At 71.5% G+C, this 20,640-nt stretch carries 16 protein-coding genes; 10 read left to right on the plus strand and 6 right to left on the minus strand.

Going from position 1 to position 20,640, the window contains the following annotated elements:
* Positions 1-28: 28 nt before the first annotated feature.
* From ACR9Y5_RS10300 to ACR9Y5_RS10320, 5 genes are all read left to right on the plus strand, one after another.
* Positions 29-1,030 carry a helix-turn-helix transcriptional regulator gene (locus ACR9Y5_RS10300; protein ID WP_481297872.1) on the plus strand — a complete coding sequence of 334 codons (1,002 nt, stop codon included), beginning with the start codon at positions 29-31 and terminating at the stop codon, positions 1,028-1,030.
* A 10-nt stretch (positions 1,031-1,040) separates the two neighbouring features.
* Positions 1,041-2,126: a VIT1/CCC1 transporter family protein gene (locus ACR9Y5_RS10305; protein WP_481297873.1), complete on the plus strand. Its 1,086-nt coding sequence runs from the start codon at positions 1,041-1,043 to the stop codon at positions 2,124-2,126.
* A 127-nt stretch (positions 2,127-2,253) separates the two neighbouring features.
* Positions 2,254-5,238: a DUF7927 domain-containing protein gene (locus ACR9Y5_RS10310; RefSeq protein ID WP_481297874.1), complete on the plus strand. Its 2,985-nt coding sequence runs from the start codon at positions 2,254-2,256 to the stop codon at positions 5,236-5,238.
* 96 nt (positions 5,239-5,334) lie between these two features.
* Positions 5,335-5,625, plus strand: coding sequence for a DUF6504 family protein (locus tag ACR9Y5_RS10315; protein ID WP_481297875.1), 291 nt, complete (start codon positions 5,335-5,337; stop codon positions 5,623-5,625).
* A gap of 54 nt (positions 5,626-5,679) precedes the next feature.
* A complete protein-coding gene (locus ACR9Y5_RS10320) occupies positions 5,680-6,513 on the plus strand; it encodes a DUF3097 domain-containing protein (protein ID WP_481299552.1) in 834 nt (277 codons plus the stop codon).
* Positions 6,514-6,522: 9 nt separating this feature from the next.
* Here the strand turns inward: ACR9Y5_RS10320 and ACR9Y5_RS10325 are convergent, their stop codons facing one another.
* A complete protein-coding gene (locus tag ACR9Y5_RS10325; protein WP_481297876.1) occupies positions 6,523-6,954 on the minus strand; it encodes an NUDIX hydrolase in 432 nt (143 codons plus the stop codon).
* Between the two features lie 149 nt (positions 6,955-7,103).
* Between ACR9Y5_RS10325 and ACR9Y5_RS10330 the strand changes: the two genes are divergently transcribed.
* From ACR9Y5_RS10330 to ACR9Y5_RS10340, 3 genes are read left to right on the plus strand one after another with little or no spacing between them, the layout of a single operon-like run.
* Entirely contained in the window at positions 7,104-7,796 is a 693-nt protein-coding gene (locus tag ACR9Y5_RS10330) for a hypothetical protein (RefSeq protein ID WP_481297877.1), read from the plus strand.
* On the plus strand, positions 7,796-9,373 hold the full coding sequence (locus ACR9Y5_RS10335; RefSeq protein ID WP_481297878.1) for a DNA polymerase Y family protein: 1,578 nt from the start codon (positions 7,796-7,798) through the stop codon (positions 9,371-9,373). Before ACR9Y5_RS10330 ends, ACR9Y5_RS10335 begins: the two co-directional genes overlap by 1 nt.
* 34 nt (positions 9,374-9,407) lie before the next feature.
* Positions 9,408-12,794 carry an error-prone DNA polymerase gene (locus ACR9Y5_RS10340; protein ID WP_481297879.1) on the plus strand — a complete coding sequence of 1,129 codons (3,387 nt, stop codon included), beginning with the start codon at positions 9,408-9,410 and terminating at the stop codon, positions 12,792-12,794.
* Positions 12,795-12,988: 194 nt separating this feature from the next.
* Here ACR9Y5_RS10340 and ACR9Y5_RS10345 read toward each other — a convergent pair whose 3' ends face one another.
* The 3 genes from ACR9Y5_RS10345 to ACR9Y5_RS10355 all read right to left on the minus strand — a co-directional run bounded on the left by ACR9Y5_RS10345 (position 12,989) and on the right by ACR9Y5_RS10355 (position 16,476).
* Positions 12,989-13,825, minus strand: a complete 837-nt coding sequence (locus ACR9Y5_RS10345) for an AMP nucleosidase (protein WP_481297880.1) — start codon at positions 13,823-13,825, stop codon at positions 12,989-12,991.
* A 45-nt stretch (positions 13,826-13,870) separates the two neighbouring features.
* Positions 13,871-14,611 (minus strand): VIT1/CCC1 transporter family protein, encoded by a 741-nt coding sequence (locus ACR9Y5_RS10350; protein WP_481297881.1) that lies wholly within the window; start codon positions 14,609-14,611, stop codon positions 13,871-13,873.
* A gap of 89 nt (positions 14,612-14,700) precedes the next feature.
* Positions 14,701-16,476 (minus strand): DEAD/DEAH box helicase, encoded by a 1,776-nt coding sequence (locus tag ACR9Y5_RS10355; protein WP_481299553.1) that lies wholly within the window; start codon positions 16,474-16,476, stop codon positions 14,701-14,703.
* Between the two features lie 190 nt (positions 16,477-16,666).
* Between ACR9Y5_RS10355 and ACR9Y5_RS10360 the strand changes: the two genes are divergently transcribed.
* Positions 16,667-17,455, plus strand: a complete 789-nt coding sequence (locus ACR9Y5_RS10360) for an SGNH/GDSL hydrolase family protein (RefSeq protein ID WP_481297882.1) — start codon at positions 16,667-16,669, stop codon at positions 17,453-17,455.
* A gap of 49 nt (positions 17,456-17,504) precedes the next feature.
* On the opposite strand, the gene ACR9Y5_RS10365 is transcribed toward ACR9Y5_RS10360, so the two are convergent.
* Both ACR9Y5_RS10365 and ACR9Y5_RS10370 read right to left on the minus strand, forming a co-directional pair.
* Positions 17,505-18,761, minus strand: a complete 1,257-nt coding sequence (locus ACR9Y5_RS10365; protein ID WP_481297883.1) for a D-alanyl-D-alanine carboxypeptidase family protein — start codon at positions 18,759-18,761, stop codon at positions 17,505-17,507.
* A 19-nt stretch (positions 18,762-18,780) separates the two neighbouring features.
* Complete coding sequence (locus tag ACR9Y5_RS10370; RefSeq protein ID WP_481297884.1) at positions 18,781-19,605, minus strand: TrmH family RNA methyltransferase; 825 nt, start codon at positions 19,603-19,605, stop codon at positions 18,781-18,783.
* 119 nt (positions 19,606-19,724) lie between these two features.
* Here ACR9Y5_RS10370 and ACR9Y5_RS10375 point away from each other — a divergent pair, with 119 nt between their 5' ends.
* Entirely contained in the window at positions 19,725-20,570 is an 846-nt protein-coding gene (locus tag ACR9Y5_RS10375) for a Sir2 family NAD-dependent protein deacetylase (RefSeq protein ID WP_481297885.1), read from the plus strand.
* Positions 20,571-20,640 lie beyond the last annotated feature (70 nt).

Consider the following 20,640-nt stretch of genomic DNA (forward strand, 5'->3'; position numbering starts at 1 on the left):
CCGACCGCTTCTCGTGGAGAATCGAGGCATGGCAAGCACCGGCACCCGAGCCCTCCAGCTCCTCTCCCTGCTCCAGACCCACCGCTATTGGCCCGGCCAGGAGCTCGCCGACAAGCTCGGGATCTCCCCGCGCACGCTCCGGCGCGACGTGGAGAGGCTGCGCGACCTCGGCTATCCCGTCGACGCGACGCGCGGTGTCGCGGGCGGCTATCAGCTGGCCGCCGGCGCCTCGCTGCCGCCCCTGGTGGTCGACGACGACGAGGCGGTGGCGCTGGCGGTGGGTCTGCGCACCGCTGCCCAGAGCGGTATCGCCGGCGTCGACGAGGCATCCGTCCGCGCACTCGCCAAAGTCGTGCAGGTCATGCCGCCCAAGCTCCGCCGCCGAGTGGATGCGCTGCGCATGACGACCCTGTCGACCGCGCTCGGCCCCGCGCCCACCGCCGACGCCGCCATCCTCACCGCGCTCGCCCAGGCGTGCCGCGACGAGGAGAGGATCGAGTTCGCGTACGTCGCCCGCGACGGGCAGGCGTCCACGCGCGCCGTGGAGCCGCACCGTCTGGTCTCCATCGAGCGGCGCTGGTACCTCGTCGCCTACGACCTGACGCGCTTCGACTGGCGCAGCTTCCGGCTCGACCGGATCGCGGAGCCCCGTCCGACGGGCACGCGCTTCCGTCCGCGGGCGCTCCCCGCCGAGGACGCGGCGGAGTACGTCCGCGAATCGCTGCACAGCGTCGTGGAGCCCCTGGTCGTGGAGGCGGTCGTCGAGGCGCCGCACGATCGCGTCGTCGAGGTGCTCGGCCGCTGGTCGAGCGTCACCGACAACGGCGACGGGACGAGCGCCGTCCGCATCACGGCCGACAGTGCCGACTGGGCGCTGTTCGGCCTGGCCGCTGTCGACGCGCCGTTCCGCATCGTCGGGCCGGAGGAGGCGCTGCTCGCCGCTGCCGACTGGGGAGAGCGCTTCACGAGGTCTGTAGCGGCGCTGGGAATCGAGGCCGTCCCCGGAAGGCCCGCCGCCGACTCCCTCTAAACTGGAGGGGATGACGACCGCAGCGCGCACCCCGAGCCCCGCCGACATCAAGAGGTGGCGACGCTACCTCGCCGACGAACGCGCGGAGGCCGCGGTGTACCGCGATCTCGCCAGCCGGCGCGACGGCGAGGAGCGCGACATCCTGCTCTCCCTGGCGGAGGCGGAACGCCGGCACGAACAGCACTGGGTCGAGCTGCTCGGCGACCAGGCCGGCCGGCCGCTGCGCGGCGACGTGCGGACACGGATGCTCGGCTGGCTGGCGCGCCGCTTCGGCTCGGTCTTCGTTCTGGCCCTGGCCCAGCGTGCCGAGGCCCGTTCCCCCTACGCCTCCGACAGCGACGCGACGCCGCAGATGGCGGCCGACGAGCAGGTTCACGAGGAGGTCGTGCGCGCTCTGGCCGCCCGGGGCCGGCAACGACTGTCGGGCACGTTCCGGGCGGCGGTCTTCGGGGCCAACGACGGTCTCGTCAGCAACCTCGCGCTGGTCCTCGGAGTCAGCGCCAGCGGTGTGCCGACGCACGTCGTGCTGCTGACCGGAATCTCGGGTCTGCTCGCAGGAGCCCTGTCGATGGGCGCCGGCGAGTACGTCTCCGTGCGATCGCAGCGCGAGCTGCTGGAGGCATCCACCCCGAACCCGGCCACCGGCTCGGCGCTCCCCCACCTCGACGTGGATGCGAACGAGCTCACCCTGGTCTACCGGGCGCGCGGTATGACTCCCGACGAGGCCGCGGCGCACGCTCGCGAGGTGCTGTCCAGCCTCCAGGCGGTCACCTCCCCGATCCCCGTCGCTCCGCCGGCCGCCGATGATCACGAGGCGATCGGCACCGGCTGGAACGCCGCGCTCTCGAGCTTCTGCTTCTTCGCGTCCGGGGCGCTCATCCCCATCCTGCCGTTCCTGTTCGGGCTCACGGGCACGGCCGCGATCGTGGTCTCCGCCCTGCTGGTCGGCATCGTGCTGCTCGGCACGGGCGCCGTCGTCGGGCTGCTCTCCGGGGCGTCACCGCTCAAGCGCGCCGTGCGTCAGCTGCTCATCGGGTACGGGGCGGCTGCCGCCACGTACCTGCTCGGGCTGCTGTTCGGTGCGACCGTCGGCTGACGGCCCCACCTTTTTGCCTGCATAGAAGCGGCTCCCGCGTTACGAACCCGTGTGCACCCTCGTCCTCATTTATGGGGACGTGCCTGTCCCCTATCAACGATCCGCAGGCAGCGGGAGGGGACCACTCATGGCGCATCCGATCAGAACCCTCGTGCGACGTCGGGGCCGCTGGCGGTCGACCGTCTTCGTCGTCGCATGCGTGGCCGTGGGAGCGTCGGCCGGCGGGCTGATACTGCCTCAGCTCTTCTCCGATGCCACGACGACGACCCTCTCCACGATCGTCAAGACGGGGAAGAACGTCAGCACCGGCTCCGTCGCGACCTCTGCGGACACAGCGGGGGGACCGTCGGTCGGAACGGCGAAACCCGGAGACACCCTCTCCTGGGTGGTCGGATACGAGAACGACTCGGGAGAGACCGCTGCCGTTTCCGTCAAGGACGCCATCGACCGGGCCGGCACCTATGTGCCCGGCTCGCTCACACTGCCGCCAGCGGAAGACCCGACGAGCCCGCCTGTGCCCCAGTACTCCCTCGACGGAGGGAAGGCCTGGACCGCGGGAGCTCCTCCCGCGAATGCCAACGGCGTGGGGTTCAGTGCGGCGGCTCTCCCCTCGGGGACGCAGCAACTCTTCCCGCCGTTCGCTGCGCAGGCCCCCACCTCGATCACCCTCGCCGGAGGCGATGCCTACAACGCCGTCGTTCGCAATGGTCTCGTGTACGCGCTCTGGCACCACAACCCGGGCCCCTTCCTCTACTGCGCCCAATTGAGCGGAGCCACCTGTCCGGGCTGGCCGCCGAACAGCAACGTTCAAAGCTGGTCCCCCTTCGTGGGAGCCGACATCGGCACGGGCATACCGTTCACCGGCACCACCCCGCAGCAGAACGGCGCCTGGATCGACGGCTCGCGCCTCTACTGGTATCTCGGTCCGTCGACCAACACGAGTGTCGGCGTCGGCTGCCTCGACCTGTCCACCCTCACGCCCAGGAGTTGCGGGTACACCGCCGTCACCGGCGCGACCACCAGCAACACCCAGCTCGCCGCGATGATCGGCGGGACGGGCCTGCCGGCTTCGGACGGCTACCGCTGGGTGGCCGCCGTCGGAGACAACACGGCCTGGATGCTGTGCATCGCGACCGGGGGTGCCCAGTGCGGCGCCTTCCCGCTGATGACGGGGGTGACGACACCCAACGTCTATACATCCGCCGTGTTCGGCGACTATGCGTTCGCGAGCGTGCAGCAGACGACGGCGAGTTCCTGGCAGACGTTCTGCCTCAACGTGCGAACGCGCAGCGCCTGCACGGGCACGTGGCCGGTCGTCACCTCGACATCCGTGTCGAAAGCGGGCGCGGTGTTCGCGCCGACCCTCAGCACGTCCGGCGCGCTCACCGGAATCTGCACGCTCACGAACGGATCGGGAACCGCGTCCAACTGTTGGAGCCTGACGGGAGCGCCGGTGACGAACAACCCGTATTCCGGAACCGGGGCTCTCGTCAACGCCGGTGGCAACGGCTCGGGCGATGCCTTCGTCATCGGAGCCCGGGTGTACGTCCCCGCGGGCAACACCGTCACCTGTCGTGACTTCGCGCGCTATCTGCAGACCGGAACCGTGCCGGCCTGCACCGGATTCACCCCTCCAGCCAACAGCAGGAACTACACCACGCGCTCGGCCGCGGACATCAGCGGGACCTGCCTGGTGGCGACCGGCGACGGTGGGCAGATCACCTTCTTCGACAAGGACTCCGGCAGTGCGTGCATCCCCTCGGTCAGCCAGACGATCACCGTGACGCCGGGGTCCTTCTACTGCGGCACCGGCGCGGCGTCGTTCGCAGGGTGGTCGGAAGTGAGCATCCAGGGCCTCCCCGCGACCGCCTACCGCTCGATGACGATCACTCTCCGCGACCAGGAAGGCAACGTGGTGACCGGCTGGAATGGTCGGACGATCACTCCACCGAGCACGTCGATCTCCCTTTCCGACGTTTCCCGGAGCGTGACATCGCTGACGGCCAGCGTGACGATCGACGGCGTCTCCGATGTCGCGGCCGTCCGTGCTGCCAAGATCGGCATCCGCTGGACCGGCGACTCTCCCCAGATGTGCTTCCAGACGATCGCGCCGTCGGTCTCGTGCGATGCGCCCTCCGGGCTCGCGCTGACGAACACGGCCACGGCCGTCACCACCACCGGCACGCGGACGGACGGGCCGAGCGGCAACACGAGCGCGCCCGTCTCCTTCACAGAGACGGCCGACGACGGGCAGTGCTCGCTGTCGATAGCCAAGACGTCGCCCGCACAGGCCGTGCATCCGGGCGACAGGGTGCCGTACGAGATCACGATCCGCAACACCGGCACGCAACCGTACGCGTCCGCGACATTCTCGGACGACCTGACGGACGTCCTCGCGGATGCCGTGTTCGGCAACGATCTGTCCTCATCGTCGGGGACGGCGAGCTATCGACCGCCCGTCCTCACCTGGACGGGGGCGCTGGCCCCGGGCGCCTCCGCGACCATCCGCTATTCGGTCGTGATCGCGAACCCCGACCACGGCGATCATCGGCTGGTGAACTCCGTCGTGTCGCAATCCCGGGGCAACAACTGTCCCGCCGACTCGTCGGATCCGGCGTGCCGGTGGGTCACGGACGTCATCGTCGCCGGAGTCTCCTGGCACAAGGTCGACGCCACGCCCGCGAGGAACATCCTGGAGGGCGCCGAATGGACGCTTACCCGACTCGACGAGAACGGCAAGCCCACGGCACCGGCCCTGGTCGTGACGGACTGTGCCACGTCGTCCGGCACGACATGCCCCGGAGCGGATGTCGACCCGTTGGGCGGGGCGTTCCAGGTGACCGATCTGGGCCCGGGAACCTACCAACTCGTGGAGACGCGGGCGCCGGTGGGCTTCCAGCTCGACCCGACACCGATCACGGTGACCATCTCGACGTCCGATAGCAGCGTCACCCTCCCCGACGTCGTGAACAGGCAACTGCCCGTTCCGGCGATCCCGTTCACCGGCGGGGTGGGCGCTGATGCCCTGGCCCTCGGTGGCACGGGAGCACTGGCCGTCGCATGCCTGCTGAGCATCTGGCTGGCCGTGCGCCGTCGGGTCACGGCACGATGATCGGGGGTTCGCGCGGCGCCGATTCCGGGATGCGCTGTCAGCGGTCGGCGGCTACACTCGTCTTCGAACGTATGTTCGAGTGGCGAGGTGAGCATCATGACCGAGATCGACGAGGCGGTCGCCGTCTGGACGACCGACGAGGGAGTCCCCACGCGCCTGATGTGGCGGTCCACCCGATACCGCGTGTCGGACACGCCCACCGTGTGGGCGGAGGTGTGCGCCTGGTGGCGCCCGTTCGGCGAGCATCGTTACACCATCGGGAGTCTGCCGCGTGAGATCGGCGGGTGGAGGTTCCAGGGCACGAGCGAAGACGGGGTCGCGCACGTCTTCGACGTGCGGCACGACGCCGTCGACCGGTCCTGGCGGCTGGTGCGCGTGTTCGACTGAAGCGGGCGTGCCTCCCGTGCGTGCGGCATCCTGTCGAATAGCCTCCATCGGGTGATGGACGACCGCTACGGAACCGATGTGCTGGCCGGCGATTGGAAGAACGCCGGCCGCAAGACCGTGCCGACCGTCGAAGCCGCCCGGGACCTGGTGATCGAGGATGCCGCGAGCGGATTCTGCGGGGCGATCACCCGTCTCGAAGCGCAGACCGTCGAGCTGGAGGACTACTTCGGCAAGAAGCGGGTGTTCCCGCTCACCGGCTCGTTCCTGATCGACGGCCGGCCCGTGCGGCTCGTCGTCCCGTCGCGCGCGCCGGCACAGCCCACCCGCACCGCCTCCGGGTCGTTCTCGGTCGGCGAGCAGAAGGCGCGCGTCGCTCGCGCCAGCCGCATCTTCGTCGAGGGCAGGCACGACGCCGAGCTCGTCGAGCGTGTCTGGGGCGACGACCTGCGCGTCGAGGGCGTCGTCGTCGAGTACCTCGAGGGCGTGGACGACCTCGACGCGATCGTGAAGGAGTTCCGCCCGGACCGGCGCCGCCGGATCGGCGTGCTGGTGGACCATCTGGTCGCAGGTTCCAAGGAGAGCCGGATCGCCGAGCAGGTGGCACGCGGGCCCTACGGAGCCCACGTCCTGGTCGTCGGGCATCCCTTCGTGGACATCTGGCAGGCGGTCAAGCCCGAGCGGGTGGGCCTCGCCGCGTGGCCGGCCATCCCCCGCTCGGTGCCGTGGAAGCACGGCATCTGCGCGGCGCTCGGGCTGCCGCACGAGTCGCAGGCCGACATCGCGCGCGCGTGGAAGCGCATCCTCGGCCGGGTTCGGTCGTTCTCCGACCTGGAACCCGAACTCCTCGGCCGGGTCGAGCACCTCATCGATTTCGTCACCGAACCGTAGCGGTCGGCGCTACCAGCCGTACTCCGTGTAGGTCTCGCCGCGCAGCAGCGCCTCGATGCCGTTCCGGATGACGGGGATCAGGTCGCCGGGCAGTGCGTCCGCACGCGCCCACACCAGCTCGGAGGCCTTGTCGGGCTCGCCGATGGCGGGCTGCGTGCCGGACGGGAGGGCGGCGACGAAGAAGAAGTCGATGTAGGCGTCGCCGTCGGCGCGCCCGTGCTGGACCAGCGCGAGCCGCACGTCGCCCGGGTCGAGCTCCACCCGGATCTCCTCGCGCGTCTCGCGCAGCACGGCGGCGGTGGCCGACTCCCCCGGCTCGATGTGGCCGGCGGGGAGGGACAGCTCGCCGTCGCGGTACCCCGTTCCCGCACGACGCTGCAGCAGCAGACGATCGTCGTCGAAGAGGCAGAGGTAGACGGCCGCGGGATAGCTGGTGCGCACGCTCCATTGTGGGCGCTGTCGGTCGCCTGGCGTACAGTGACGGCACAGCTCTGCGCGGGGTCGGCTTCGGGATGGGCATCAGGTCGATACCCGGTCCATATCGCCAGATTTCATTTGCGAGATTCGAACATGTGTTCGAAAATGGGAGGGTGTCACTCGCAGCCTCCTCACTCAGCGAACCGGTCGTCGACCGGGCGCAGGTGCACGAGCTGCAGACCCGCATCCGGCAGATGCAGGCGACCAAGCTCGAGAGCCGGACGCTGCAGACGCATCCCGCGCTCTCCCCTCTCCTCCCCGGCGGCGCGCTCAAGGCGGGGGCGGCCTACTCGGTGCAGGGGTCGACCACGCTGCTGATGGCGATGCTCGCCGGTCCGAGCGCGGCCGGCGCCTGGTGCGGCGTGGTCGGAATGCCCGATTTCGGTGCGGAGGCCGCGGGCCGGTTCGGCATCGACCTCGAACGGCTGGTGCTGGTGCCGCATCCCGGCGACGACTGGCTGACCGTCACCGCGGCCGTCGTCGACGTGCTCAGCGTGGTCGTCGTCGCCCCGCCGTCCCGCGCAACGGGCGGCGACGTTGCCCGGCTCAGCGCACGGCTGCGGCAGCGCGAGGCGACGCTCATCGTCGCGGGCGACTGGCCGCAGGTGGAGGCGACGCTGCGGGTCGCTCGGAGCGGCTGGGACGGACTGGGCGCCGGGTACGGCTACCTCTCGTCCCGCCGGGTGACGGTGGAATCCGCGCCGCGCGGCGGGTCCGGCCCGCGCCGCACCGCCGACCTGTGGCTGCCGGCGGTCGACGAGAGCTTCCGCGCCACGGCCCCCACCCGGCTGGAGGCGGTGGGCTGATGGCCGCCACCGGAGGGTTCGACCCGGCCGTCACCCGCGCCATCGTGGTGTGGTGCCCCGACTGGCCGGTGATCGCGGCTCGGCAGGCGCTCGATCTGCCGGTAGAGCTGCCACTGGCCCTGGTCGAGAAGGGCGTCGTCTTCGCGTGCTCGGAGGCGGCACGCGCCGACGGCGTGAAGCGCGGGCTGCGGATGCGCGAGGCGCAGGCCCGCTGCCCCCAGCTGGAGGTGATCCCGTACGACCCGGTGCAGGATGCGCGCGCCTTCGACCCGGTGCTCGCCCGGGTGGAGGAGATCACGCCGGGCGTCCAGCCGGTCCGTCCCGGCACGTTCGTGCTGCGGGCGCGCGGTCCGGCCCGGTACTACGGCGGAGAGGAGGAGGCGGCCGCCGAGCTGCTGCGCTGCCTCGAAGAACTGGGGCTGCCGGATGCGCGGGTCGGCATCGCCGACGGGCCGTTCGCCGCCGAGCAGGCGGCCCGCTCCACCGGCGCCACCCGCAATCGCGTGCGGGTCATCCCGGCGGGCGGCTCCCCCGCGTTCCTCGCCCCCCAGCCGGTCGCACAGCTCGGTCTCGCCGACCTCACGCCGCTGCTGCGCCGGCTCGGGCTGCACACGCTGGGCGACATCGCCGCGCTCTCCCGTGTCGACATGCGTGAGCGGTTCGGCGAGCGGGGCGAGCAGGCGCACACCCTGGCCAGCGGGCTCGACGGCACAGCCGTGGTGCCGCGCACCCCGCCGAAGCAGCTCGACCGTGCGATCGAGTTCGAGCCTCCCCTCGACCGGGTCGACCAGGTGACCTTCGCGGTGCGCGGAGCGGCGGAGCAGTTCATCGCCGGCCTCACCAAGGCGGGGCTGGTGTGCACGACGCTGCGGGTGGAGGTGACCGACGAGTCCGGACGGATCAGCGATCGCACCTGGCTGCACCCCCGGCTGTTCTCGGCGCCGGATGTGGTCGACCGGGTGCGCTGGCAGCTGCAGGGCGCAGGCGCCATCGACTCCGGCCTGGCGTCGCCGATCTCCCGTGTCGCCCTCGCACCGGAGGCGGTCGACGACATCGGCCACCACGAGGACGGCCTGTGGGGCGGCGGCGCCGACGAGCGCATCCACCACGGCCTCACCCGGGTGCAGAGCATGCTCGGGCACGAGGCGGTGGTCACCGCGACGATCGCGGGCGGCCGCGCCCCCGCGGAGCGGCAGGTACTGGTGCCGTGGGGCGACCGTCCGGTCGGGGTCGCGCGCGCGGACCGGCCGTGGCCCGGGTCGCTCCCGGCCCCGGCGCCGTCGACGGTGTTCGAGGTGCCGCGTCCCGTCGCGGTGCTGACGGAGGAGGGCGCACCGGTCGAGGTGACGGACCGCGGCGACGTGACCGCGCCGATCGCCCTGTTCTCGCCGACCGGCAAGCCGAGGGATGCGCGCCCCGTCGACTCCTGGGCGGGCCCGTGGCCGGTGCGCGAACGGTGGTGGGATGCGTCGCTCGCGCGGGCGATGCATCGGTTCCAGCTGGTCGACGCCGACGGCACGGCGTGGCTGCTCTCCCTCGCCGGCTCCGGCTGGTTCGCGGAAGCGCGGTACGACTGATGGGCGGGGCGGGACTGATGGACGGGGCGGATTGATGGGGTTCGACAACCCGCCCATCCCGTGGGCCGAGTTCGAGCGGCGGCTCTCCGGCCGGCGCACCGGTCAGCAGACCGACGAGCGGCCGTCGTCGCGCAAACGGCAGAAGTACGTCCCGCAGCCCATCCCGGAGCCGCAGGAGGAGGCCGTCCGGTATGCGGAGCTGCACACGCACAGCAACTTCAGCTTCCTCGACGGAGCCTCCTCGCCGGAGGAGCTGCTGGAGGAGGCCACGCGGCTGAACCTGCACGCGCTCGCGCTCACCGACCACGACGGGCTCTACGGCGTCGTGCACCTGGCCGAGGCCGCCGAGGCGTACGACCGGGTGAAGACCGTGTTCGGCGCCGAGCTCTCGCTCTCGCTCTCCAAGCCGCAGAACGGCGAGCCCGACCCCGAGGGCAGCCATCTCGTGGTGCTCGCCCGGCAGCAGGAGGGCTACCACCGGCTCGCCGCCGCGATCACCGCCGGTCAGCTCGCCGGTGACGAGAAGGGCCGCCCGGTGTACCGCCTCGACGAGCTGGCCGAGCAGTCCGGCGGCCAGTGGATGGTGCTGACCGGCTGCCGGAAGGGCGACGTACGCCTAGCCCTCGCCGACGGGGGCGAACGCGCCGCCGAGCGCGAGGTCGCGCGCCTGACCGAGCTGTTCGGGCGCGACAACGTGCTCGTCGAGCTGATCGACCAGGGCGGCCCCCGCGACTCCACCGAGAACGACATCCTGGCGCGCATCGCCGAGCGGCTGGGCCTTCCCACGGTCGCGACCAACAACGTCCACTACGCGAGCCCCGCGCAGTACCCGCTCGCGACCGCCGTCTCCGCAGTGCGTGCCCGCCGCAGCCTCGACGAACTCGACGGCTGGCTTCCGGCCGCCGGGGCCGCGCACCTGCGCGGCGGCGCGGAGATGGCCCGCCGCTTCGCCCGCTACCCGGGCGCGGTCGAGCGGACGGTCGACATCGCCGACGACCTCGCGTTCCGCCTCCGCAGCGCCCGTCCGCGGCTGCCGAAGCAGGACGTGCCCGACGGCCACACCCCGATGAGCTGGCTGCGCGAGCTCACCTGGCGCGGGGCCGCGGAGCGCTACCCCGACCTCGACCGCGACCCGGCGAAGCGGGAGCGCATCGAGCGCGAGCTCGACGTGATCGAGGCGAAGGACTTCCCCGGCTACTTCCTCATCGTCCACGACATCGTGCGCTTCGCCCGCAGCCGTGGCATCCTCTGCCAGGGCCGGGGGTCGGCGGCGAACTCGGCCGTCGCCTACCTCCTGGGGATCACCGCCGTCGACTCGATCAAGTACGACCTCCCGTTCGAACGGTTCCTCTCCAGCATGCGGGAAGAGGAGCCCGACATCGACGTCGACTTCGACTCCGACCGGCGCGAGGAGGTCATCCAGTACGTCTACGCCAAATACGGCAGGCACAACGCGGCGCAGGTCGCCAACGTCATCACGTACCGCCCGAAGAACGCCGTCCGCGACATGGCGAAGGCGCTCGGCTACTCCACCGGCCAGCAGGACGCCTGGAGCAAGCAGATCGACGCCTGGGGAAGCGTCCAGACCAGCGACGACCACGACATCCCGGACGACGTGGTGGGGATGGCGCAGCAGGTGCTCAAGTTCCCGCGGCACCTCGGCATCCACTCGGGCGGGATGGTACTCACCGACCGTCCCGTCGGCGAGGTGTGCCCCATCGAGCACGCCCGCATGGAGGGCCGCACGGTGCTGCAGTGGGACAAGGACGACTGCGCGTGGATGGGCCTGGTCAAGTTCGACCTGCTGGGGCTCGGGATGCTCTCCGCGCTCGACTACTCGATGCGCACCATCGAGGCGTCGCTGGGCGAGAAGTGGACGCTCGAGACCATCCCCAAAGAAGAGGCGGGCGTCTACGACATGCTCTGCCGGGCCGACTCCATCGGCGTGTTCCAGGTGGAGAGCCGCGCCCAGATCGGCACGCTGCCGCGCCTCCAGCCGCGCAGCTTCTACGACCTGGTGATCGAGATCGCCCTGATCCGCCCGGGGCCCATCCAGGGCGGCGCGGTGCACCCGTACATCCGCCGCAAGCTCGGCAAGGAGCCTGTCACCTACCTGCACCCGTCGCTGGTGCCGGTGCTGGAACGGACGCTGGGGGTGCCCCTGTTCCAGGAGCAGCTGATGCAGATGGCGGTCGCGGTCGGCGACTGCACGGCGGAGGACGCCGACCAGCTGCGCCGCGCGATGGGATCGAAGCGCGGGGTCGAGAAGATCGACGCGCTCAGGGCGAAGCTGTACGCGGGGATGGCGCACAACGGCATCATCGGGGACGACGCCGACGCGATCTACGAGAAGATCGAGGCGTTCGCCAACTTCGGCTTCGCCGAGAGCCACGCGATCAGCTTCGCGCTGCTGGTCTACGTGAGCTCGTGGATGAAGCTGCACTACCCCGGCGCCTTCCTCGCCGGACTGCTGCGCGCGCAGCCGATGGGCTTCTACTCGCCGCGCACCCTCACCGCCGACGCCCGGCGCCACGGCGTGATCGTGCACCGGCCCGACATCCAGCGCTCCGGGGTGTTCCCGCTGCTCGAGCCGCTGGATGCGGTGCAGCCCGGCCCGACCGGCGCCGATCCGTGCCGGGAGCCCGACCAGCCCCCGATCGGGCGGTTCGACCCGGCCGTGCCCCTCGACTTCGCGGCCCACCGGCGGGATGCCGGTCACGCGGTCCGCCTCGGCCTCGCGGCCGTCACCTCCATCGGCGAGAAGGTCGCCGAGCGGATCGTCGCCGAGCGGGAGGCGGACGGCCCGTACCGCGACCTCGCCGACCTCGCCCGCCGCACCGGCCTCAACACCGGCCAGCTGGAGGCGCTCGCCGCGGCCGGAGCCTTCGAGGGCTTCGACCTGAGCCGGCGGCAGGCGATCTGGGAGGCCGGCAACGCCGCCCAGGAGCGTCCCGAGTTCCTGGCGGGCACCGCGATCACGGTCCAGCCGCCGCTCCTGCCGCTGCTCTCCCCCGCCGAGCAGCTCGCCAGCGACCTGTGGTCGACGGGCATCTCGACCGACGACCACCCCATCCGGTTCCTCCGCCCGGCGCTCGCTGCGCGCGGCGTGCGCCCCGCGGACACGCTCGCGTCGAGCGAGTCCGGCCGCCGCATCGAGATCGGCGGCGTGGTCACGCACCGGCAGCGCCCCGCGACCGCGGCGGGGGTGACGTTCCTCAACATCGAGGACGAGACCGGGATGATCAACGTCGTGTGCCCGGTCGGCGTGTGGAACCGCTACCGCCGCGTCGCCCGGCAGGCTCCCGCGATGATCGTCCGCGGCATCCTGGAACGCAGCGAGGAGGGCGTGGTCAACGTGGTCGCCGACCGCCTCGAGGCTCTCGACACCGGCATCCGCACCGTCTCCCGCGACTTCCGCTGACCCTCCACGTCGCACTCCGGCCGACATTCGTGCCGAATGTCGCCTTCCGTGCTCTCTATCCCGCCATTCGGCACGAATGTCCCGCGGACCACGTAGTGCAGCCAGGAGACATTCGGCACGAATGTCGACTCCCCGATGCCGCAGACCGACATTCGGCACGAATGTCGGGCAGCGCCGGCAACGGACCGCCCGCGTCAGTCGTCCTCGAAGCGGAGGTGCCGCACGCTGCGGCCGTTGCGGCGCACCAGCCGCAGCGCCTCCACGCCGATGCGGATGTGCCGCTCGACGTAGTCGCGGGTCACCCCGAGGTCGCTCTCCGCCGTCTTCACGCCCTCCGGCGTCATCGGCTGGTCGGAGACCAGCAGCAGCGCGCCGCTCGGGATGCGGTTGGCGAACCCCGCGGCGAACACCGTCGCGGTCTCCATGTCGACCGCCATGCAGCGCGTGCGCCGCAGGTACTCCTTGAATGTGTCGTCGTGCTCCCACACCCGCCGGTTCGTCGTGTAGACCGTGCCGGTCCAGTAGTCCTGCTTGACGTCGCGGATGCTCGACGAGACGGCCCGCTGCAGCTGGAACGCAGGGAGCGCCGGAACCTCCGGCGGCAGGTAGTCGTTCGAGGTGCCTTCGCCGCGGATCGCCGCGATCGGCAGCACCAGGTCGCCGACCCGGCTCTTGCTCTTCACTCCCCCGCACTTGCCGAGGAACAGCGCCGCCTTCGGGCACACCGCCGAGAGCAGGTCCATCACCGTGGCCGCGTTCGGGCTGCCCATCCCGAAGTCGATCATCGTGATGCCGTCGGCCGTGGCGTTGGGCATCGACCGGTCGCGGCCGCGGACCTCCGCGCCGTACCACTCGGCGAACCGCTCGACGTAGTCGCCGAAGTTGGTCAGCAGGACGTACTCGCCGAACTCCTCCAGCGGCGTCCCCGTGTAGCGCGGCAGCCAGTCACGGACGATGGCCGCTTTGTCCTTCATCGTCGACGCCGGCGGCACGACCGCCGCCGTGTCCACCGTGTTCTCCGCATCCACCATGTGTCGTCCCTCTCGTTCCTCGCCGCCGCACCGGAGCGGGCCGGGCTACCCGGCGACCGTCGTCCCCAGCAGCGAGCCGATCGCGAACGTCGCCGCCAGGGCGAGCGCGCCGCCGATGACCACGCGGATCATCGCACGTCCCCGCGAACTGCCGCCGATCCACGCCGCGACGTAGCCGGTCAGTGCCAGCGCGATGAGCACCGCCACGAAGGTCACCGGGATGCGCAGCTGCGGCGGGAGCAGGATGGTCAGCATCGGCAGGATCGCACCGCAGGTGAACGCGACGGCGGACGCGATCGCTGCGTGCCACGGGCTGACCACGTCGTCCTGGTCGATGCCGAGCTCCGCCGAGAGGTGCGCCGCGAGGGCGTCGTGCTCGGTGAGCTCGATCGCCACCTGCCGCGCGGTCTCGGACGAGAGCCCGCGCTGCTCGTACAGCCCGGTCAGCTCGTCGAGCTCCTCCTCGGGCATCTCCGCCAGCTCCCGCCGCTCTTTGGCGATCAGCGCGCGCTCGCTGTCGCGCTGGCTGCTGACCGACACGTACTCCCCCAGCGCCATCGAGATCGCACCTCCGACGAGCGCCGCGAGGCCGGCCGTGACGATCGCCGGGACGGACGTGGTCGCTCCCGCCACGCCGACCACCACCGCCGCCACCGAGACGATGCCGTCGTTCGCTCCGAGCACGCCCGCGCGCAGCCAGTTGAGCCGCTGCGCGAGTCCCCCGCGGTGCGGTTCGTCCGGGTGCTGCTCCGGGGCGGATGCTGCGCTTCCCATGCTGTCGGCCATGCGCCCAGCCTAGGAACCCGCGAGCACCACCGCCAGGAAGGTTCGGCGACCCTAAGGCGAGCCCGCCGCCCTGATGAGAGCCCGCCGCCCTAGTGCGAGCCGAGCCGCTTGCGCAGGTAGTCGATCCGCGCCTGCAGCTGGGTCACGCTCGCCTGCGCGACCGCCGGGCCGCCGCACACGCGCCGCAGCTCGGCGTGGATGAGCCCGTGCGCCTCGCCGGTGTTCTTCGCGTACAGGCCGACGAGGCTGTTGAGCAGTTGCCGCTGCTCCTTGAGCGTCCGGTGCAGCGGAGCCGGCGGATGCCCCTCCGCCGCGGGCGGACGCGACGAGTGCCGCCGGGCCTGCCGCTGCTGCCGCTGGAGCAGCAGCTCGTGCACGTGCTCCGGTTCGAGGATCCCGGGGAGACCGATGAAGTCGTGCTCCTCGTCGGTGCCGGGCACTGCGAAGCTGCCGAACTCCTTGCCGTCGTAGAGCACGCGGTCGAAGTTCGCCTCCGACCCCAGCGCCTCGAAGGCGAACTCCTCGGTCAGCGCCTCGGACGCCCGCTCCTCGCGGTTCGCCTCGGCGACCATGGCGTCCTCGGGGTTCCAGAGGTCGCCCTCGGAGTTCTCGTCGGTGATCTTGTCGAGCGCGTGGTCCCGCTCCAGCTCCATGGCGTTGGCCAGCGCCATGAGGGTCGGCACGTTGGGCAGGAACACCGAGGCCGTCTCGCCGCGACGGCGCGCGCGCACGAAGCGGCCGATCGCCTGCGCGAAGAACAGCGGGGTGGATGCGCTGGTCGCGTACACCCCGACCGCCAGCCGCGGCACGTCCACGCCCTCCGACACCATCCGCACGGCGACCATCCACCGCGAGTCGCCCTTCGCGAACTGCTCGATCCGGTCGCTCGCCTCCTTCTCGTCCGAGAGCACGACCGTCACCGGCTCGCCGCTGATCTGCTGCAGCAGGTCCGCGTAGGCGCGGGCGGCATAGTGGTCGGTCGCGATCACGAGCCCGCCCGCGTCCGGGATGGAGTTGCGCACCTCGGTCAGCCGGCGGTCGGCGGCCGACAGCACCGCCGGGATCCATTCGCCGCGCGGGTCGAGCGCCGTGCGCCACGCCTGCGAGGTGATGTCCTTCGTGTTGCCCTCCCCGAGCCGCGCCTCCATCTCGTCGCCGGTCTTGGTGCGCCAGCGCATGTGGCCGGCGTAGACCATGAAGATGACGGGACGGACCACGCCGTCCTCGAGCGCGCGCCCGTAGCCGTAGTTGTAGTCGGTGACGGACGTGCGGATGCCCTGGCGGTCGGGCAGGTAGGTGACGAACGGGATCGGCGCGGTGTCGGAGCGGAACGGCGTACCGGTCAGCGACAACCGCCGTGTGGCCCGCTCGAACGCATCCCGGATGCCGTCGCCCCAGCTGAGCGCGTCGCCGCCGTGGTGCACCTCGTCGAGGATGACCAGCGTCCTGTGCGCCTCCGTGATGTCCTTGTGCAGGGAGGGTCGCATCGCGACCTGCGCGTACGTCACGGCGACGCCGCGATAGTGGCGGGCGTACCGTCCGTCCGAGTTCTTGAACTCGGGGTCGAGGTGCAGCCCCACGCGCGCGGCCGCCTCCGCCCATTGCCGCTTCAGGTGCTCGGTGGGCGCCACCACGGTGACGCGCTCGACCACACGACGCGACAACAGCTCGGTGGCGAGGCGCAGCGCGAAGGTCGTCTTACCGGCGCCGGGCGTCGCCGCGGCGAGGAAGTCGCGCGGTTCGTGGACGAAGTAGGCGTCGAGCGCTTCGGCCTGCCAGGCGCGCAGCTTGTCCGCCGTGCCCCAAGCCGCACGCTCCGGGAAGGACGGCGACAGGTGCTCCGCGGCGAAGCTGCCGGCGTGCACACCGGGCCGCTCGCCACCGGGCCGCTCAGCGTCGGGCCGCTCGCCACCGGGCCGCTCAGCGTCGGGCCGCTCGCCACCGGGCCGCTCGCCACCTGCGGCGGACGTGATCGGCTCGGGCTGTTCTGTCGTCTCCACTTGGATCAAATCTACCCGAGAGCACCGACACCGCCGTCCGATGCAGAATGGAGCAATGGCCGAAGCACAGCATCCCTGGTCCCGCTACGTCGCCCTCGGCGACTCGTTCACCGAAGGCATCGGCGACCCGGAGCCGGGCAGCCCCGGCGGCCACCGCGGCTGGGCCGACCGGGTCGCCGAGGTGCTGAGCAGCAAGACCGACGACTTCGCCTACGCCAACCTCGCCGTGCGCGGCAAGCTGATCAAGCAGATCCTGCACGAGCAGGTGGATGCCGCGGTCGCGCTCCGGCCCGATCTCATCACGATCTCCGCGGGCGGCAACGACGTGATCCGCCCCGGCACCGACCCCGACCTCATCGCCGCCCTGTTCGACGAGGCGGTCGCCCGGCTGAGCGCGGACGGCGCCACGGTGGTCGTCTTCACCGGCGTCGACGTCGGCTTCTCGCCGGTGTTCCGCGGCATCCGCGGCAAGGTGGCCATCTACAACGAGAACGTCCGCGCGATCGCCGCCCGCTACGACTGCATCGTGGCCGACCAGTGGGCGCTGACCGAGATCCAGGACCAGCGGATGTGGGCGCCCGACCGCCTGCACCTCGCGCCGCTCGGCCACCACACCGTCGCCCGGATGGTGCTCGCGGCGCTCAACGTCGAGAACGATTTGCAGCCGCTGCAGCCGGAGCCGCTCCCCGCGCGGACCTGGCGACAGGCGCGCTCCGAGGACCTCTCGTGGGCGCGGGAGTATCTCGTGCCGTGGGTGCTCCGCCGCATCCGGCACCAGTCGTCCGGCGACCATGTGACGCCGAAGCGCCCGGACGCCGGACCGTTCCTGCTCACGCGCGACTGAGCGCGCGCCTGATCGCGCGACTGAGCGAGCGCGGGCCTGAGCCCGGAACTCAGGTCCCGAGCCCGCCCGGGTGCGCAAGGCGCCAGCCGAATCCGGGATCCGGCACATCCTTCGCGAGCGCGAGGGGCACGGTCGTCGTGGTGCCGTTGAGCGTGAAGGTCCCCTGCCCCAGGATGTCGCCGGTGAACCCGGACGAGAGCGGACGCGTCTGCAGGTCCACCTGGATGGGCGTGTCCGACCACACGACGAACGACTTCGACTCGGTGGCGATCAGCTTCGACGATGCGCCCCAGGCCGTCGTGTAGGTGCCGAACGCCTCCCCCTTCCGCACGGGCGTCACCTCGTGGAATCCGGCCTTCACGCTGGTCAGGAGCGCCTGAACGCCCGCCCAGAGGTCGTCGTGGGTGGGCGCTCCCAGCACCACGCCGAGCACCCGCACCTTCGTGGATCCGACCGGCACCTGCGCCGAGAACAGCAGGCAGTTGCCCGCCTCGTCGGTGTTGCCGGTCTTGATGCCGTCCATGCCCTCGAAACCGAGCAGGGTGTTGGTGTTGTCCTGCGACCCGGCGCCCGGCAGCGTCGCGTTCTTCTGGGAGACGATGGAGGCGAGGGCCGGCGACGCCAGCACCAGCTTTCCGATGCCGATCAGGTCCTTCGTGGTGCTCACATTGCCCGGGTCGAGCCCGTCGGGTGTCACGATCTTGGTGCCCGTGAAGCCCTTCTGCGCCAGCCAGGCATTCGCCGCCTTCACGAACGCGTCCGTGGAGCCGTAGGCCCAGTTCGCGAGCGAGATGGCGTAGTTGTTGGCGGAGGGCAGCAGCATCGCCTCGAGCGCCTGCTTCTCGGTCATCGAGGTGCCCGCGACCACCGGCGCCCACGATCCGCCGGCGCCGATCACCTGGTTCCAGATGTCGACATCGCGCTGGGTGAACGCGATGTCCGGACCCTGGTCGTCCCCGTTCAGCGGCTTCTTCTCCAGCACGAGCAGGGCGGTGATGGTCTTGGTGATGCTCGCGATCGGTACGCTCGCGTCGCTGCCGTGCGACGCCGACGCTCCGGGGTAGTCGGGTGCCACGATCGCGGACGACCCGTATCCGGGCCAGGCGAGCTGCGCCGCGGGCTGGGCGATCGTCGTGTCGTGGGCGGTCACCGCGGCGGTCGCCGGGACCGGCGCGACGAGCGAGCCGACGACGTACACGAAGGCGACGAGGATGGCGATCAGCAGCCCGAAGACGACGATGCGCCGACGGCGGTACACCTTCCGTGAGACACGGCGCGGCGGATCGACGAGGACTTGCTGGGGCACGGTGGGATTTTAGCGGTCGCTACCGATGCGACGCCTGAGAACGCGCGCGCAGCGCCCACAACGCCACGGCGGAGGCGGATGCGACGTTGAGCGAGTCGACCCCGTGCATCATCGGGATGGTGACCACCGTGTCCGCCGCCGCCAGCGCTCGCCTGCTCAGGCCGTCGCCCTCGGCGCCGAACACCATCGCGACGCGCTCCGGCGGTTCGGCGGCGTACGCGTCGAGCGTCACGGCGTCGTCGGCCAGCGCCAGCGCGGCGATGTCGAACCCGGCCCCGTGCAGGAGCGGCACGGCCGCATCCCACTCCGGCAGCCGCGTCCACGGCACCTGCAGCACGGTGCCCATGCTCACCCGCACGCTGCGGCGGTACAGCGGGTCGGCGCAGCGGGGGGTGACGAGCACGGCGTCCGCGCCGAGTCCCGCGACCGCGCGGAAGATCGCCCCGACGTTCGTGTGGTCGACGATGTCCTCCAGCACCACGACGCGGCGCGCGTCGCGCAGCAGTTCGGCGGGGTCCGGCAGCTCCGGCCGGTGCATCGCCGCCAGGGCGCCGCGGTGCAAGTGGTACCCGGTCAGCTGCTCGAGCAGCGCGGCGTCGCCGACGAAGACGGGCACGTCCGGGAAGCCGGCGAGCAGCGGCTCGATGTCGGGCAGCCACTGCTCCTGCAGCAGCACCGAGCGCGGGATGTGGCCGGCGGCGAGAGCGCGCGTGATCACCTTCGTCGACTCGGCGATGTAGAGGCCGCCGGCCGGCTCGCTGACGCGGCGCAGGGCGACGTCGGTGAGCCGCGAGTAGTCGGCGAGCCCGTCGGCGTCGAGGTCGTGGATGCGGTGCAGCTGCATGACTCCAGCCTGCCAGTCCGCGGAGGGCACCGAGGACGGTCGCGGGTCCCGATATCCAGCCGCCCGAAACAAAACGGAAAACTGGGGTGTTTAGACTCGGGGACAACCTGGAGGTGCCTGTGACCACCCTGACGACCGCGCTCCCGCCGGAGCTCGCGCGCGGCATCGACCAGGCCGTCGACCTGCTCGCCGGCCGTCGGATCGCGGTGCTCACGGGCGCCGGTGTGTCCACGGACTCGGGCATCCCGGATTACCGCGGCGAGGGCGCGCCCAAGCGCACGCCGATGACCTTCCAGCAGTTCCTCTCCGACGACCGCTACCGCAAGCGGTACTGGGCCGGCAGCCACCTCGGCTACCGCCGGTTCGCCGCGGCGCATCCGAACGCGGGGCACCGCGCGCTGGCGAGGCTCGAGGAGTCGGGCGCCGCGAACGGCGTCATCACGCAGAACGTGGACGGGCTGCACAAGCAGGCCGGGTCGCGCCGCGTCGTCGACCTGCACGGCGCGATGGACCGGGTGCTGTGCCTGGTCTGCGGCCAGATCTTCGCACGCGAGGCGATCACCGCGCGCATCGACGCCGCCAACCCGTGGCTCGACACCGACGGAGCCGTCGAGATCGCACCGGACGGCGATGCGATCGTCACCGACATCGACGCGTTCGTCGTGCCGGACTGCACGGTCTGCGGCGGGCACCTCAAGCCCGACGTCGTCTTCTTCGGCGAGTTCGTCCCGGCTGAGAAGTACCGTGAGGCGAGCGCACTCGTCCGCTCGGCCGATGCCCTGCTCATCGCCGGGTCGTCGCTCGTCGTCAACTCCGGCATCCGCCTTCTGGAGGAGGCACGGCGTCGTCGCCTCCCGATCGTCATCGTCAACCGCGGCCAGACCAAGGGCGACGGGCGCGCGACCATTAAGCTGGACGGCGGGACGACGGAGACGCTGGTCGAGCTGGCCAAGCGCCTCCCCTGAACCGGGTCCCGGTCCGGCGACCGAGGTCGGCGGCCGGGCACGGCGGGCACCGCGTCCCGCAGCGAAAGGA

The sequence above is a fragment of the Leifsonia sp. KNZ13-11D genome, from assembly GCF_056754895.1.

Bases quoted from the DNA above. Each gene is read 5' to 3' on its own strand.
- ACR9Y5_RS10350 (WP_481297881.1), bottom strand. From the start codon at position 14,611: ATGGCCGACAGCATGGGAAGCGCAGCATCCGCCCCGGAGCAGCACCCG.
- ACR9Y5_RS10320 (WP_481299552.1), top strand. From the start codon at position 5,680: ATGGACGACCGCTACGGAACCGATGTGCTGGCCGGCGATTGGAAGAAC.
- ACR9Y5_RS10335 (WP_481297878.1), top strand. From the start codon at position 7,796: ATGGCCGCCACCGGAGGGTTCGACCCGGCCGTCACCCGCGCCATCGTG.
- ACR9Y5_RS10345 (WP_481297880.1), bottom strand. From the start codon at position 13,825: ATGGTGGATGCGGAGAACACGGTGGACACGGCGGCGGTCGTGCCGCCG.
- ACR9Y5_RS10315 (WP_481297875.1), top strand. From the start codon at position 5,335: ATGACCGAGATCGACGAGGCGGTCGCCGTCTGGACGACCGACGAGGGA.
- ACR9Y5_RS10310 (WP_481297874.1), top strand. From the start codon at position 2,254: ATGGCGCATCCGATCAGAACCCTCGTGCGACGTCGGGGCCGCTGGCGG.
- ACR9Y5_RS10370 (WP_481297884.1), bottom strand. From the start codon at position 19,605: ATGCAGCTGCACCGCATCCACGACCTCGACGCCGACGGGCTCGCCGAC.
- ACR9Y5_RS10360 (WP_481297882.1), top strand. From the start codon at position 16,667: ATGGCCGAAGCACAGCATCCCTGGTCCCGCTACGTCGCCCTCGGCGAC.
- ACR9Y5_RS10340 (WP_481297879.1), top strand. From the start codon at position 9,408: ATGGGGTTCGACAACCCGCCCATCCCGTGGGCCGAGTTCGAGCGGCGG.
- ACR9Y5_RS10300 (WP_481297872.1), top strand. From the start codon at position 29: ATGGCAAGCACCGGCACCCGAGCCCTCCAGCTCCTCTCCCTGCTCCAG.
- ACR9Y5_RS10305 (WP_481297873.1), top strand. From the start codon at position 1,041: ATGACGACCGCAGCGCGCACCCCGAGCCCCGCCGACATCAAGAGGTGG.